The 14,597-nt window shown below is 62.8% G+C and carries 14 protein-coding genes and 3 pseudogenes; 1 reads left to right on the forward strand and 16 read right to left on the reverse strand.

What is annotated here, in order from left to right; genetic code table 11:
- Positions 1–36 precede the first annotated feature (36 nt).
- The 9 genes and pseudogenes from ACTT2I_RS16700 to moaA form a co-directional block, all read right to left on the reverse strand.
- Complete coding sequence (locus tag ACTT2I_RS16700) at positions 37–270, reverse strand: helix-turn-helix transcriptional regulator (RefSeq protein ID WP_312917279.1); 234 nt, start codon at positions 268–270, stop codon at positions 37–39.
- Between the two features lie 190 nt (positions 271–460).
- A complete protein-coding gene (locus ACTT2I_RS16705) occupies positions 461–1,000 on the reverse strand; it encodes a hypothetical protein (RefSeq protein WP_312917282.1) in 540 nt (179 codons plus the stop codon).
- A 94-nt stretch (positions 1,001–1,094) separates the two neighbouring features.
- Positions 1,095–2,567 (reverse strand): annotated as a pseudogene (locus ACTT2I_RS16710) (NAD-dependent succinate-semialdehyde dehydrogenase).
- A 223-nt stretch (positions 2,568–2,790) separates the two neighbouring features.
- A complete protein-coding gene (locus ACTT2I_RS16715) occupies positions 2,791–3,060 on the reverse strand; it encodes a zinc-binding dehydrogenase (RefSeq protein ID WP_443096719.1) in 270 nt (89 codons plus the stop codon).
- A gap of 188 nt (positions 3,061–3,248) precedes the next feature.
- Positions 3,249–3,677, reverse strand: a complete 429-nt coding sequence (gene arsN2, locus ACTT2I_RS16720; protein ID WP_312917336.1) for an arsenic resistance N-acetyltransferase ArsN2 — start codon at positions 3,675–3,677, stop codon at positions 3,249–3,251.
- A 36-nt stretch (positions 3,678–3,713) separates the two neighbouring features.
- The gene (arsC, locus tag ACTT2I_RS16725; RefSeq protein ID WP_312917334.1) at positions 3,714–4,136 is read right to left on the reverse strand and encodes an arsenate reductase (glutaredoxin); all 423 of its coding nucleotides are present in this window, start codon (positions 4,134–4,136) and stop codon (positions 3,714–3,716) included.
- A pseudogene (locus tag ACTT2I_RS16730) lies at positions 4,133–4,483 on the reverse strand (arsenical resistance protein ArsH); the annotation flags it as partial. The gene arsC and the pseudogene ACTT2I_RS16730, both read right to left, overlap by 4 nt.
- A gap of 2 nt (positions 4,484–4,485) precedes the next feature.
- A pseudogene (locus ACTT2I_RS16735) lies at positions 4,486–5,004 on the reverse strand (cyclic pyranopterin monophosphate synthase MoaC); the annotation flags it as partial.
- An 8-nt stretch (positions 5,005–5,012) separates the two neighbouring features.
- Positions 5,013–5,993 (reverse strand): GTP 3',8-cyclase MoaA, encoded by a 981-nt coding sequence (moaA, locus tag ACTT2I_RS16740; protein WP_312917365.1) that lies wholly within the window; start codon positions 5,991–5,993, stop codon positions 5,013–5,015.
- A gap of 195 nt (positions 5,994–6,188) precedes the next feature.
- Here moaA and ACTT2I_RS16745 point away from each other — a divergent pair, with 195 nt between their 5' ends.
- Positions 6,189–6,593 (forward strand): ribonucleotide reductase subunit alpha, encoded by a 405-nt coding sequence (locus ACTT2I_RS16745; protein ID WP_443096720.1) that lies wholly within the window; start codon positions 6,189–6,191, stop codon positions 6,591–6,593.
- Positions 6,594–6,637: 44 nt separating this feature from the next.
- Here the strand turns inward: ACTT2I_RS16745 and ACTT2I_RS16750 are convergent, their stop codons facing one another.
- The 7 genes from ACTT2I_RS16750 to ACTT2I_RS16780 form a co-directional block, all read right to left on the reverse strand.
- Positions 6,638–6,964 carry a hypothetical protein gene (locus ACTT2I_RS16750; protein ID WP_312917332.1) on the reverse strand — a complete coding sequence of 109 codons (327 nt, stop codon included), beginning with the start codon at positions 6,962–6,964 and terminating at the stop codon, positions 6,638–6,640.
- Between the two features lie 363 nt (positions 6,965–7,327).
- Entirely contained in the window at positions 7,328–8,116 is a 789-nt protein-coding gene (locus tag ACTT2I_RS16755) for a SapC family protein (protein ID WP_312917329.1), read from the reverse strand.
- Between the two features lie 73 nt (positions 8,117–8,189).
- Positions 8,190–9,914: a putative porin gene (locus tag ACTT2I_RS16760; RefSeq protein ID WP_443096721.1), complete on the reverse strand. Its 1,725-nt coding sequence runs from the start codon at positions 9,912–9,914 to the stop codon at positions 8,190–8,192.
- A 49-nt stretch (positions 9,915–9,963) separates the two neighbouring features.
- Positions 9,964–10,656, reverse strand: a complete 693-nt coding sequence (locus ACTT2I_RS16765; RefSeq protein ID WP_346481659.1) for an energy transducer TonB family protein — start codon at positions 10,654–10,656, stop codon at positions 9,964–9,966.
- A 4-nt stretch (positions 10,657–10,660) separates the two neighbouring features.
- The gene (locus ACTT2I_RS16770; RefSeq protein ID WP_312917322.1) at positions 10,661–11,074 is read right to left on the reverse strand and encodes an ExbD/TolR family protein; all 414 of its coding nucleotides are present in this window, start codon (positions 11,072–11,074) and stop codon (positions 10,661–10,663) included.
- Between the two features lie 10 nt (positions 11,075–11,084).
- Positions 11,085–12,896 (reverse strand): DUF2341 domain-containing protein, encoded by a 1,812-nt coding sequence (locus tag ACTT2I_RS16775; protein WP_312917321.1) that lies wholly within the window; start codon positions 12,894–12,896, stop codon positions 11,085–11,087.
- A 35-nt stretch (positions 12,897–12,931) separates the two neighbouring features.
- The gene (locus ACTT2I_RS16780) at positions 12,932–14,563 is read right to left on the reverse strand and encodes a ShlB/FhaC/HecB family hemolysin secretion/activation protein (RefSeq protein WP_443096722.1); all 1,632 of its coding nucleotides are present in this window, start codon (positions 14,561–14,563) and stop codon (positions 12,932–12,934) included.
- Positions 14,564–14,597 lie beyond the last annotated feature (34 nt).

The following is a 14,597-nucleotide window of genomic DNA, read 5'->3' on the forward strand; positions in this document are numbered from 1 at the left end:
GTGCCCGCTTGGAGCAGCCGCTAGCAAGTAGCGGAACTAATGCTCGGCTACACCTCCTCGGGCCTGCATCAGGCCACGGATGTAGTCATCGATCTCATGTTCGATGAAGCCGACACTGGAGCCCAAGCGGACGGGCTTGGGCAGATCGGGCTTGAAATAGGGCGACGTCTCGTCGATCCAGGTATAGAGGGTGCTGCGGCCCGCGTTAAGTCGGGCCGCAGTGACGCGTACGGGGATGATCCGCAGCGGTGAGGTGATGTCGCTCTTCATGTTCGCTCCTTCAGGTTGTATGCCTGGGGAGCGAAGCTAATATCTATCTAAAAATCAGTCAGTTACATAGCAGTCTGTAAATTTTTACAGCGGCTATTTGTCAAATTCTCTGCTTTGAGGATGTGCGCTTCTGGCAAACAGAGCGATGCAATCCGCAATGCGTCTGAATATCGAGGCAAGATCATTGCGGCTACTTCGCCTGCACTAAACGCCGAATGTCTTCTCGCTTGATGATTTCCCTGAACTTTCTTTCAGGATCCGCAAAGTTCGGTAGGCTGTCGGTGATCTCGTTGAACTTCCTCCTAAGGCCGGCCTTATCCCATCCACCCTTTGGAGGTTCTGCGCTGAGCATCTTAGTGGCGATATCGTCGAGAACCTTTCTAGCGTTTGCTCCCTTCGCAGAACCACCTAAGCTTCCATTCTTGCGCGCGGCGGCGCGCGGATCTTCTACGTCATCGCGGAGGTATGTGGCGTTCTTGGATGCGGCGAGGTAGCCAACCGCACGGGCTGCTTTTGTTAGAAAGTACCAAGCCTCCTCGCTATTTGGGCTGGCGCTCTTTGACTCTGCGAGCATTTGCTCCGCTTCCTCGATGTGCACCCGTCGAAGGAAGACAACGCTTGGATCGTTTGTGCCATGTGGAGAGTAGGTTGCAAGTGCCCCCACAAGGTCCTGGTGTGCTTCAGAGAATTTCTTTGGCTCGTGGATGATCTGTACTTCAAAGCTATCCATGAGAATTCCTTTTCATTGTTGGTTGGAAGATTATTTCTTGAGAATCCGAACAGCGGCGGGAGCGCAGCATGCGTCCCCCGCCGTTTACGTGGATTCAGAAGGAACCGTCAATATCGCTGATGACCAGAAGCTTTTCGTTGACGAACTTGGTCAATCCCAGGTCAATCAATTCATGGCCGTAACCTGAGTTCTTCACGCCGCCGAAGGGGATGTCAGCTTTCACGCCGGTCGGCTGATTGATGTAGACCATACCGGTCTCAAGTTGTCCGCCCACCCGCTTGGCACGGGCAACATCCTGGCTGAACACCGAACCACCCAGACCATACGGTTAGTCATTGGCCAGTTTGATGGCCGCATCCTCATCGGACACGCGATAGATCTGGCTGACCGGGCCGAAGAACTCCGTGTGGTAGGCCGGATTGTCCGGGCTGATATCGGTGAGGAGGGTAGGCTGGTAGAAGCTACCCTGCGTCGGAACTGGCTTGCCGACTGTCTCGGCCTTTGCGCCATGGCTAACTGCTGCTTCGACCTGTTTGGCCAGCCCATCGCGCGCACCCTGTGATGACAGTGGTGCCAGAGTGGTGCTCGGGTCCAGAGGGTCACCGGCCACAAGCTCGGCGACACCGGCTCGGTAGTGCGCCAGGAAGCTGTCGTAGATGGCGTCTTCGACAATGATGCGTTTGGACGAGACGCAGACCTGGCCTGCATTCCAGTGACGTCCGAACACCGCCCATTTCGCAGCCTTCTCGACATCGGCATCGGAGAGCACGATAAAGGCATCGGCCCCTCCTAGCTCCAGCGTGCTCTTCTTCAGGTACTTGCCCGCCAGCGCGGCGACGGACGAGCCGGCCCGCTCGCTGCCTGTCAGGGCCACACCTCGCACGCGAGGGTCGGCAATCACCGTCTCGACATCGTCGTGCGATACGAACAAGTTGGTTAGCAGTCCCTCGGGCGCGCCGGCATCCCGGAACAACTGTTCCATGGCGAGCGCCGATTGCGGCACGTTGGACGCGTGCTTGAGCAACACGGCATTACCGGCCGTGGTCTGCGGTGCGGTGATGCGAATGACCTGATAGAAGGGGAAGTTCCACGGCTCGATGGCGAACAGCACGCCGAGCGGCTCCTTGATCAGCTGAACATCGCCGTCAGCGAAGCCGTTGGCCTGCAATACGCGCGGTGCCAGTTGCTTGGCACCGAATTTCACGTAGTACTCAAGGATTTTCGCCGACAGCTCGACCTCTGCCTCGGCTTCGCCGATCAGCTTCCCCATCTCAAGGGTGAGGATTTCCGCGAAGCGGCGTGAGTCCTTGCGAAGTAGATCGGCAGCCCGCTGCAATACGGCAGCCCGCTCCGCCAGCGGGGTCGTCCGCCAGGAAAGGAACGCGGCATGGGCGCTTTCAATGGCGGCATCGATCGTAGCGGCATCGGCGACCGGAAAAGTCTTGATGGTTTGACCGCTGTATGGATTGACGGTGGAAAAACTCATTATTCGTTCCTTTGGGGGGAGGCGCGTTGTGGGGGCGTATCGGATGCTGAAGTGCGTTAGCGCTACGTGGTGCGATGCCATCGAAGCCAGGACAAACTATCTGCGTCGTAGCATTGATAACAATGACGCCAGCGGCGAGTTTCCGTGTAAAAAAATGCATAAGCGATTTTGGAATCGGGAGCAACGGACCGTTCTGTTGTCGGCGTTGCGCGTTGATCGCAACCACTGACTCAGCAGCGTCGGCCGCGCCTCCATCCGGCCACGACAAAGGCCTGATCGGAGAGTGTGCAGGTCCAGGTGGCGGCTAGATCATCCGTACGACGACCTTCCCCTTGGCACGACCACTCTCGACGTAGGTCAACGCCTTGGCGGTTTCGGCGAACGGAAATACCTGGTCAACGACGGGGTGGATTGCACCTGATTCGATCAGTGAAGTGATCTCGCGCAGTTGTGCTCCATGGGCTCGCATGAAGAGGAACGAGTAGTTGACACCACGCTGCTTGGCCACTATGAAACGGATTCGAAGTAGACCGAAAACCGGCGTTCCAAGCGCTTTGCTGGTGACGCTGAGCATCAATGAGCCTTCTACGAGTAAGGGGGCCGGAAGATCGGACTTTCGACTGCTTGTCGAACGCGGACGGTCCGACGCGTGAAGTACTAAGGTTACGGACTTTCCGTTCTGGAGGCATCAGTGCTACAGAACGCTGTAGCGTCGTTTGGGCTAGAGGGCCGGCCGGTATCGGCCATAAAGAGACGCCGACGCTATAAGTGCTTCATCATGAATTCCGCAGTTCCAGGACATAAGCCGGAGAACTGCTGAGACGTGCGGATTGATTCCGGCGCTGCCGCCCGGGGCAGACATCTGTAGCCCCAGCGTTCGAACAAGGCAACTGCCGTGGTCGTCATTAAAAACAGCTCGGTGATGCCAGCATTGGTCGCTAGCTGTTCTGCATGGCGCACCAGCACCGAGCCGTAGCCAAGTCCTCGATGGCCCTGCGCGACCGCCAAGGAACGTAGCAAGCCTGCCGGTGGATGCAGCTCTACACCCACTACACCGATGAGTTCATCTTCTTCGTAGAGACCACCGAAAACCCTACGCACACTGTCCTCAAGGTCGGTTACGGGCAGCGCGGCGTCCTTCAGCAAGGACAAGACAGCAACATTCACGGAAATTGTCTTGAAAGTTTTCATCGTCTGCTCTGCAACGGCTGCGCGTATCAGTGAAGATCAAGATGCGGGACTGTTCCCATGCTCACCGATGACCAGCTCGCCGTCTTCCTTTACGAAGGGATTGACTACCGCCGGCAGGATTGCAAGGACCACCTCTGACGGGCGAGCAAGTCGCACTCCTAGGTCAGTTTCCACGAACGGTCTGTTGATCAGGATGGGATGCGCCAGCATCGCGTCGATCAACTGATCGTCGGCAAGGTCCGCATCGTCCAGGCCGAGTTCAATGTAGGGCGTTCCTTTCTGGCGGATTGCTTCTCTCACGGTCAATCCAGCCTTGCCGATGAGCCCAGCCAATCGCGCCCTGGACGGCGTATCGGTCAGATAGTCGACGATCACTGGCTCGATGCCCGCATGCCTGATCAGAGCCAGCACATTCCTGGAGGTTCCGCGGCTGGGGTTGTGGTAGATGGTTGCCTTCATGCTCCGGCTCCTGCGGCCGCTTGAGGAGAGCTGGCGCCGGAGGCCGCCGCAAGAGCCGCCGCCGCTGCGTCCCCCTTGCGCTCACTGTAGCGATCAACCAAATAGTCACTGCGATCCCTGACCAGCAGCGTGAACTTCACCAGTTCCTCCATCACATCGACAACCCGGTCGTAGTACGTCGATGGCTTCATCCGTCCCTGTTCATCAAACTCCTGCCAGGCCTTCGGTACCGACGACTGGTTGGGGATGGTGATCATGCGCATCCAACGCCCCAGCACCCGCAACGCGTTCACTACATTGAAGGATTGCGAACCGCCGCTGATCTGCATCACCGCGAGCGTGCGGCCCCCAGAGTCTTGGGCGGGCGTGGCCGAAAACGTTCGAGCTCGCCGGCATCCATGCCCTGCGGGTGCGTCCACACGCCGCTCTTGCCGCCTTCCTTGAACAGCAGGCGGATGGCACTGATTTCCAGCGCCGGCTCGACCGGCTTGCTCAGGTCATACAAGGTCAGCAGGGCGGCATTGACGCCGGCCAGTGCTTCCATCTCGACGCCGGTACGCGCTTCGCTCGCGCACTCGCACCAGACCCGGATCGCCTGCCGTTCCGGCACCGGCGCGCAGTACACCCGCACCAGCTCCAACGGCAGCGGATGACACATCGGCATCAATGCCGAGGCCATCTTGGCGCCCTGCAGGCCTGCAATCTCAGCCATCACCAGCGCGTCGCCCTTGGGCAGGCGCCGCTCGACGATCAACGGGTAGGCAATCGGCCCGGCGATCAGCTCACCGACCGCCACCGCGCGGCGGCGGGTGATGCGTTTGTCGCGTACATCGGCCATGTGGAATGCCGCACTTATCTGCCCACTCATTGCTTGTTTCATCCTCCAATCGAGGCCAGGTGTGGGGTAAGCCCGGTCTGGCCGAAATGCAATCCATGCCCGGCCGCCTTGAGCCCAAGCTGGGTGGTGATGCGCGCCAGCAGTGCGTCCTGGTCGTCGTCGGATTGCAGCAACGGCCGCAGCGCCACGCCGAAGTCACCGAACAGGCACAGGCGCAGATCGCCACGCGCGGTGACCCTCAGGCGATTGCAGCCTTTGCAGAAGTCCTTTGAATACGGGGCGATGATGCCGACGCTGCCGCGATAATCCGGGTGGCTGAACTCGCGCGCCGGGCCGGCATCGGCACCGCGCTTGCGCTCACTCCAACCAGCAGCCAACAGCTGTTCGATGACCACATCGGCACGCAGGTGATGGCGCTCGTAGTACTCGCGGTTGTCGCCGGTGCGCATCAGCTCAATGAAACGCACGCTGATGGGGCGCTCGCGCAGGAATTCCATCCACGCCGGCAGCTCGTCATCGTTGAGGCCGCGCAGCAGCACCGCATTGAGCTTGATCGACTGCAGGCCCAGGGCCTGCGCGAGGTTGAGGCCCTGCATGATCTCTGGCAGGCGGTCGTGGCCGGTGATGGCATGGAAGCGCTCGCGCTGCAGGCTGTCCATGCTGACGTTGAGCGCGGTCAGGCCAGCGCGGTGCCAGCCCGGCAGGTGCCGTGGCAGCAGGCAGCCGTTGGTGGTGATGGCCACCTTGCGGATGCCCGGCACCTTCGCCACGGTGGCGATGATCTGCGGCAGGTCCTTGCGCAGGCTTGGCTCGCCGCCGGTCAGGCGGATCTTGTGCATGCCCAACGCGGCAAACCCGCGCACCAGTCGCTCGATCTCATCCACCGCCATGAACTGCGGGCGGCCGTCGGCTTGGTAACCATCGGGCAGGCAATAGCTGCAACGGAAGTTGCAGGCCTCGGTCAGCGACAGACGCAGGTATGGAAAGCTGCGACCGAAGCCGTCGGTGAGTTGGCTCAGGGCTGTTTCACCTTCTGACTCCACGTTTGCACGCTCGCCCGGCATGCCGGGATGCCCTCGCCTTTGTTGACAGGCTGCCAGCCTACGCGGGGCATTGCGACGATGGCATGACTTAAATCAATTCAGACCCCAGCCAGACCCTGCTCAGCTGTGGCAGCATGGCGCCTCAGTGGCTTCCTCCCTGTGAAAACAATCATGATGCTGAGTGATTTCGACGATCTACTGCGTGCCGCTTCGGAGCAGACCGAGCCACAACGCCTGTTGTTCGTCTTCGTCAAAGCCGACCTGCCTGAATCCCCAACCGCCGATCAACATTCGCGCCATGACAGCGGTGAAGGCGGCACCCTGAGCCCGGTGCTGTGCGTGGACAAGGCGCCACAGGAAATCGCCTCGTTTGCCGCGCTGGCCGCCGAGTCCGCAAAGACCGGCTTGGCATGGGATCTCGTATTCGTTGCCTCGCTGGATGGCCGCGCCGGCATTGCTCCCTCCAGTGATGAAGCCGCGCAGCCACTGCGTTTGATGGTCAATGCCGTCAATGACGGCCAGATCAGCCGCTTCGCCGCATTTGACCGCGATGGCGCGCCGGTGCAGTTCTACTAGCCCGCGGTTCCGACCGCGCGCAGCCTCGCCAGCCTGCAGCCCGGTCAGGTCGCAAGCTGCAGCAACAGGAAGAAGATCACCAGCACCGTGTTCAGCCCCCACGCCACGGTGAGGCCGCGTGCGGCCAAGCCATAGTTGGGGTTGTGCGCGCTGGGCGCGGCCCGCCACACCGTGGGGATGATCCAACCGGTGTAGAGCAGCAATACGGCGAACAGGCCGAGCAGCAGGCTGGTCTTGTCTTGCATCAGCGCCCATAGCGCCGCCGCCCAGAGCAGGTTGCTGGGGATCACCCCCTGCAGCCAGAACACACGCCACAAATGCGAGGGCGGCGACTTGTCGCCCGGGGTACTCATCGAACCGACAGCAGTCATGATCGGGACTCCTGAGTTGCGCAGCACTGTATCCGAGCTTGCACCCGCCAAGCGGCCGGGTCAAATCCGCTGGCAACCGAGGATGACCCCGCCCGCGAGGCTGAGGTTTGCATGTATTACCGCAGGTGCCCCTTGGCTCGGCGCCGATACCCCCGCGCCGGTACGGCAAACCGATACGTGCAGATCATGCCCTGGCGCGACAGCAGGCCCACCGCCGGCAAGCATGCCAGGGCGCTTGCAGGCATCCCTTCAAATCGCGCGTCCACGCCTAGGGCGTGGTCACCGGGCAGTCACCGTCAACCTTGCCGCCTGCAATCGGCAAGGACTGCGACGGCAGCTGCCCGGCGCCACGCGTGAACAGGATCAGTCGGTGGTCAGATCGGCGAACCGTGCCAGCGAGGCCAGGTGGAAGTGCACCGGTGCCAGCCAGCCTTGGCGATGCCACTGCAGCACGGTGGCGTCCGGCAGGGCTGCAAACCGCTCTGGATCGACCACATGGAAGCCCTGCAAGCTGTGCCTGCGGCCATCGGCGTGGGCCACATCGGCCTGCCGCGGCACCAGCACGCCCGCATCCGCCAGCGCTGCACTGAACGCGCGGGTGGCGGCATCTTCGCGGGTGAAGGCTTCGCAGAACTGCATGGCTTGGCGGGTGATCGCCGCGGGCTGGTCGCCTTCGAACAGCGGCTGGCCTTCCTCGCCTTCCTGCACCAGCATGTCCGCATCTGCATCGATGGCAAGCACATAGCCATCCGGATTACTGGTGCGCGCAAACACGAACGGATAGCGCCGCAGGTACGCCGGCACATAGGTTTCCGGCCGCCATTGGTCGGCAATGACGAAGCGGTTCTGCTCCGCTTCCAGGCCAAGCACGGCCACCGGCAGGTGGTCCGCACCGGCGAACACCATCGGGTAGGCCCGCGAGGCAGCGGCAAACTCGCCGATCATCAGCGGCACGGAATGGCTGTCAGCGGCAAACGCGGCATCGCCAGCGCGCAACCGCCAATGGCCATGTGCCTGCGAGGACAGCACCACCGGGTTGCGGTAAAGCATCGGCCAGGCGGGAGGCGTGCTGCCAGCATCACTTTCAACTTGCGCTGCCGATGCGTCTGCAGGCGGTGTCGTGTCTTGGTCGAGTACGGTATCGGTCGTCATTTTGCAGGTCCTTCCAGTTGTGATTTCGGGGCAGCAGAAGCTGCTTCCTCGATTGAGAGCGTGCGGACGCCGGTCAGAAGCCTGCGTTCACTTCCAGTTGGAAGACATCGATCGACAGCGGTGCGCCAGTCACTTCCTTGGCTGCCATCCAGCGCCCGGTCAGCCACACGTTCCTGTCGAACATGTAGGAGCCGCCCAGGTAGTAGCCCTTGGCATTGGTGCCGCCGAGATGGAAGTTGGAGTCGTTGTAGGCGTCGGGCAATGAATCCGCCTCCAGCCGCTTGTAGCCCAGGGCCAGGTTCCAATCGCCGGCCTGCTTGAGTGCCAACTGGCCAAACGTTGCCTGCGCCATATAGGCCATGTCACCGCTGCGGATGTCCTGCGGGCCCGCCACGCCATTCACCGGCGCAGCAAGGTTGGTGACGATGCCGCCCTGTGCGCGCTTCCACATTTGCTTGGGATCATAGGCAAGGTTCTTGATGGCGTGGCCCTCGACGCGCAGACCCATGCCGTCGAACAAGGGGGTTTCCCATGCAAGATTGAGGTCGAGCAGTTCGAACTCCGAGGCCAGTCCCACATACTGCGGCATCGGCGTATTGGCCGGATCAAGCGGGTTGACCGCGATGTTACGCAGCAACATCAGCGTATTGCCCTTCTGCATGAACGCCGGACGCGTCCAGTCGCTGCTGCAGTAATCGGCACCGGCATACAGCGCGCAGGGCTGCGAGTACTCACCGGCGATGTTGCGGAAGTCGTAGTAGCCCACGGCGGCGCGCAGCTTCTGTGCATCACCGAACTGCCAGTCCGCACCCACCTGCAAGCCATTGAGCCATTTGTTCTCGCTCTTCATCTTGTTCTGGCTGGTGCTGGGGAAGCTGTCGGAGGAATACTCCAGCGGCGTCAAACCCAATGTTGCGAACAGCGAAAGCCCATCACCACCGATGGGATGTGCGTACTTGATCGCCATACCGTCGAAATTGAGGTCGTTGGAGAACAGGGTATCGGTGGACCAGTACGGATTGCCGAAGCGGCCGCCTTGGATGTCCAGTCCCGCCAGCGGCGACCATGACAACCACGCCTGGTCCAACCACACGTCCTTCTTGCCCAAGCCGCCGCCGAGCGTCTGGGTAGTGGATACCGGGCCATTGTCGTTGCCGGTCGCCAGACGCACGCCGGCTCGGGTGTGCTCGCCCAGCTCAGCTACCACGCCAAGACGGGCGCGGATGCGCCAGGAATTGTTGCGGTCCTGGCGGCTGTTGCGCAGCGGCGGCAGGTCCAGGTTGGTATTGCCGTTGACGTCATAGCCATTGCCGGCATTGATGCGCGCCCAGTCCACTTCGATGTCGCTGTTGCGCTGGGAGTACAGACGGCTTTCGTTGCGCACGCGCACATCGCCCTGCACCTTCAGCCGCTGGGTCCACTCCGGCACCTGGCCAGGAGCGGCCCAGCGCTGGTCCTTGGCTTCGGCCATCACGCTGGCCTTGACCTCCTCGCGGATTTCATCGCGCACGCTCTGCGGAATATAGGGAACGCGTACATCGCCGGGGTGCGCCGCCACCGCCGTGGCAGTGGCAGCTGCCGGTGCGGCTTCACGCTGCGCTTCCAGCAACAGGGCTGCGCCAACCTCGGGCTTGAGCGCACCGCTGTCCATCAAGCCACGGATCAACTTGATCATGGTGCTGTCGCCGCCACCGGCCTGGGCGTGCGCAGCGCCGCTGGCAAGCACCAGCGCGACGCCGGTGGCGAGGGTGGTCGTGCGCAATCCGCGCAGCGCGGAACGGAAGGTAGAACAGGTCATCGGCTTGCTCGCAGAAAGGAAGAATCGGGAAAGAAAGAGATCGGGATGCTCATCCGGCCGGTCGGCGCCCCTGCACCAGTACCCGCGCAGGGAAGCTCAGCGATGCTGGCGGCCGCTCGTCGATGCGGCCGATCGCGCGGATCGCCTGCAGCACCGCTTCATCGGCTTCGGTGTTGCCGCTGCCGCGCGCGAGCTCGACGCGGGTCACCTGCCCGGCCTCGTCCAGCCAGACGTTGACGGTCAGCTGGAAGGCCAGGCGCTGCACCTTCGGGTCGCGCGCCACGGCCTGTTGCAGCACGTAGCCCAGGTAACGCCCGTAACTCGCGTTGCCGGCGCCACCGGCACCGACGCCACTGCGCCCGCCGCCGGAACCGGACTGGATACCGAAGCTGTCGCCGCCGGCCTGCGCGTCGGCATCCATCGTCACCGGGTCGGCGGTGTCGGGCGTCGGCGCTTCTTCGGTGGGCTTGGGCACCTCGTCCAGCGGCTCGGGCTCGGGCATGACCTCTTCAGGGGTCACCTCCGGCTCGGGCTCGGGCTCCGGTGGGGGCGGCGGCGGTGGCGGCGGCAACATCACCATTGGGATCTCGGCCACGGGCCGGCGCGTACTGGCGGTGTCCTTGAACAGCAGGTACCAGAGGAGCAACGCCACGGCCGCCAGGCCGACGAGCAACGCCGCCACGGGCCACCAGCGGCGCCACGCGGGCACGCTGTCACCGCTGCGGGAGTGGAGGGAAGTCACGCCCTCACCCCTGCACTTTGCCGGTGACCAGGCCGACCTGGGTCAGATCGATCTTGCGCAGCAGGTCCAGCACCTCGACCACGCGTGCGTACTGCACCTGCGCATCACCACGCACGATCACCGGAAAATCCGGGCTCAGTGCCTTCTCGGTGCGCAGGCGGTCTTCCAGCTCGGCCAGGCTCACCGGATAGGCGTCCAGGAAGATCTGCCCGGCGTTGTCGACCGTGATCGCCTTGGTCTTGGGTTTCTCCAGCGCCATGCTGGAGCTGGCCTTCGGCAGGTTGACCTCGATGCCTGGAATGGTGGCGTTGCTGGTGAGGATGAAGATCACCAGCACCACCAGCAGCACGTCGACGAACGGGGTGACGTTGATTCCTTTCTCGCGTTTCTTGATACCGAACCGCTTAGCCCTGGCCATGATGATCTCCTCAGGCCTGGACCGGACGTGCCGCGGTCGCCGGCGTGCTACGGTCGAACTCTTCGGCCAGGCGTGCGGTGAACTCGTCAACGAATACCGACATGTCGGCGGCAATGGCTTCAGCGCGTGAGGCAAGCCAGTTGTAGCCAAACAGGGCGGGGATGGCGACGCCCAGGCCGGCTGCGGTACACAGCAGCGCCGCGGCCATGCCCGGTGCCACCGAGTTGATGTCAACCGCACCCGCCATGGCAGCCACCGCGAACACCAGCATGATGCCGATGACGGTGCCGAACAGGCCGATGTAAGGCGCACCTTCGATCGTGGTCGAGAGCCAGTTCATGCGCTTGGACATGCGCTCGGTCTCACGCGTCACTTCGGCATCCATCGATGCGCGGATGGAGGTGATCGCAGCAGCGGTCAAACCGTGATGATGCGAACCGCGGCCATCCATTTCGTCCATGGCGATGCGATACAGGCGCCACAACGTGGAGCTTTCGCGGATCTCCGGCGCAAGCGTGCCGGTGCGTTCCAGTTCCTGCAGCGAAGCGACCGGCGCACCCGTCACCTTCTTGTACTGCGAGGTGAAGCTCTCGTTGGCCTTGGCCACGGTGCCGAAGTAGCGGCTCTTGGCGATCATGATCGCCCACGACAGCAGCAGCATCAGGCCGAGCACGATCACCACCACCCAGGCGTCGACCGGCATCGCCTTGAGGATAAAACCGAAGTGACTGACGCCAGCCGACTGCTCGTCCTCACCAAAGGCGATCAAACGCGACTCTGCGCCCTGCGCAGTGGCATCAGCCAACAACATTGTTGCCGGGCGTGCGAGCTTGGACACGCGCACTTCATCGACTACGCCAATAAACGGCTGCGCAGCGGGGATCGCAGCGGCATCGCCAAGCGCATCCGCAGCAACAATGTCACCACCGAGCAACGCTTCACCGGCCAATGCTGGCAAGGCTGCCTCCATCCGCACGGCTTCGCGGCCGCCGACGAACAAGGTCACCACCCCATCGGCGGCGGTCACCGCGATATGCGCCCATTGACCGTTCACCAGTGCCGGCACCGGCTGGCTTCGCTGCTGGTTCACCCGCACATACGGCACGCCGTTGTCCACGCCCACCAGCACTACATTGCCGCCCTCGCGGCGCGCATAGATGGCCTGGTCCGGGCCGATCTGGTCCGGCTTGACCCAGGCCGAGAAGGTCATTGCGCCGCCGGCGACAATGGCCAGCGACGGCGCACCCGGCAGGTGCAGCGGCGCTCCACCAAGTTGCGCGCCACGACCGATGATGGCGCCATCGGCCGGCTTGAACTCGCCACTCAAGGTGTTCACGTATGCGGTGGTATCACGCGCCTCGGCAGCGCTGTCAGCAAAGTGATAGACCGCGCTGTAGTCCGGATCGAATACGCGCTGGCCATTGCCTGCAGCCGGTGCGCCCGGGTTGCCGTAGTACATCCACAGCGTCTGCGCGGCGGTACCGCTGATCGTCGGCACGTCGACCCAGATCAACGCCATGCCAAGGTCCGCGTCGTACTGCTCGACCTGGTGATTGAGCACGGTGTGGCCATCGGCGCCGATGAAGCGCAGGTCCTTGCCCTCGGGTGCAACGCCATCGAAGGCGAAATTGCCGGTATGCAGGCGGATCAGCACGGGCGTGCGGCCAAGATTTCCGCCCAACGCAGCACCGTTCGGGCTGGCGTCCACGGTGATCGGCTTGCGGTACTTCCAGTCGGCCTGCCACCAGGTGGTTTCGGCATGCGCGACGTTGAGCATGGACATGCTCAGGCAGAACAACAACAGGGCAATGAAGCGTTGCATTGAAGGTATCTCCGGAAAGTCGTGGAATATCAGGATCAGTAACTGGCGCCGACGCTGAGATGCAGCCGGTTGGCGTCCTTGGTCGTTGTGGGGCCGTCGCTGAGCGTGCGGCCGTAATCGAGGCGGAGGTTGTAGTGCTGGCCGATGCGCAGGCTGCTGCCTACGCCGACGGCACTCATCGAGGCGCTGTCTGCCTGTTCGGGCAAGGGCTGGCGCAAGCCCAGCCAGGCGCCATCTACGAAGCCATAGAAACGCCAGTCCTGCAGGCCCCACAGGCCCAATGGCCGCGTGCGCCATTCCAGCGTGGCCAGCGCGCCGTAGTCGCCGATGCCTTCGGCCGAGCGGTAACCGCGGGTGGTGAACATGCCGCCAGCGGCAAACTGCTCGCCGGACACCAGCGGCTGGTCGGTCATCTGTGCCGACAGCCGCGCATACCACTGCGCGCCACTCTCCAGCGTATAGGTGTCGCTCAGCTCGAGCTTGAGGGCAAAGAAGCTGGGATCTGCATAGGCCCGCTTCCAGTCGAACTCGTCATCGCTGCTGCCATAGCCGAACATGCTGCGTGCACCGAACACCGCCTGCAGGCCGACGTTGAGCTGATGCTTGTCACCCTGGCGGAAGCCGCTATAGGCCAGCGTCAACGGTGCGTACTTCAGCGGCGCGAAGTTCGATGCCTGACCAACCATCGCCACGGACTCGTCCAGGTCCTTGAAATCGATTCCGGCCGAGAGCTGGTGCCACCATGCCCCGGTCATCGGCAAGGTATGGCTGAGCTTGACGCCAAGCGCATGGCCCTTGCCGGTGACATTCGTCTGCCCGGTGGAGACCACGTTGCTGTCCGAGCGGTAGCCGTTGAACTCCAGCATCCAGTCCGGGCTGCCGAGCGGCATGCCGTAGGCAGCGGACCATACATTTGCCTGATCCAGGTCCTGCGGCGCGGCAAAGAACGTCAGCGACGCAGTGTGCTCACGCTGCCACAGATTGTCGTGGCCGACGGTCAGGATGCTGCGCAGCGGCTCGGTATCGACGCTGTGATCGTTGTTGACCGTCGCGCTGTAGCGCCACGGCGATTTGTCGTCGACCTTGAGCTCCACGTCCATGGTGCCGTCGGCGGCACCCTGCTTGACCAGCGGCACCACCTGGCGCTTGCCGCTGCGATTGAGCTCGGTCAGCTGCGACTGCGCACGCTCGAAATCCGGAACAGCACCCGCCTGCAGGGCCGGCACGCGGGCGGCCAGACGCTGCGGGTCATTGTGCTCGGCACCGACTACCTTGACCTGGCCAATGCGGGTCTCGGTGACCTGCAGGATCACCACGCCGCCGGTAACCTGCTGCTCGGGCAGATCCACATAGACCGATTGGTAGCCTTTGCCCTGGTAGGCCTGCTGCAAGGCATCGCGCGCCGCTTCCACATCCTTCATGGTGCGGCCGGGGCCGAGATAGGCAGTCACCGCCTTCTCGATATCACGCGCCTGCAGCACAGTATTGCCTCGCACCAGGTACTCGTTGATGGTGACGCGGGCGGCTGCGGCCTGTTCCGCGGCCGGTGCAGCAGGCGTGGGATCCACCGTGGTCGCGGCTGCACTCTGCGCGCTGGCCTGCGGAATCACACACAACAGGAAGAACGGTAGCGGCGCCCAAGCCAGCGCCGGAAAATTTGAAGACATCAGTGGCTTCTCGATGCGGAAAGTGATGCCGATG

The organism is Stenotrophomonas sp. PUT21 (assembly GCF_052232875.1).
Classification (GTDB): Bacteria; Pseudomonadota; Gammaproteobacteria; order Xanthomonadales; family Xanthomonadaceae; genus Stenotrophomonas; species Stenotrophomonas maltophilia_N.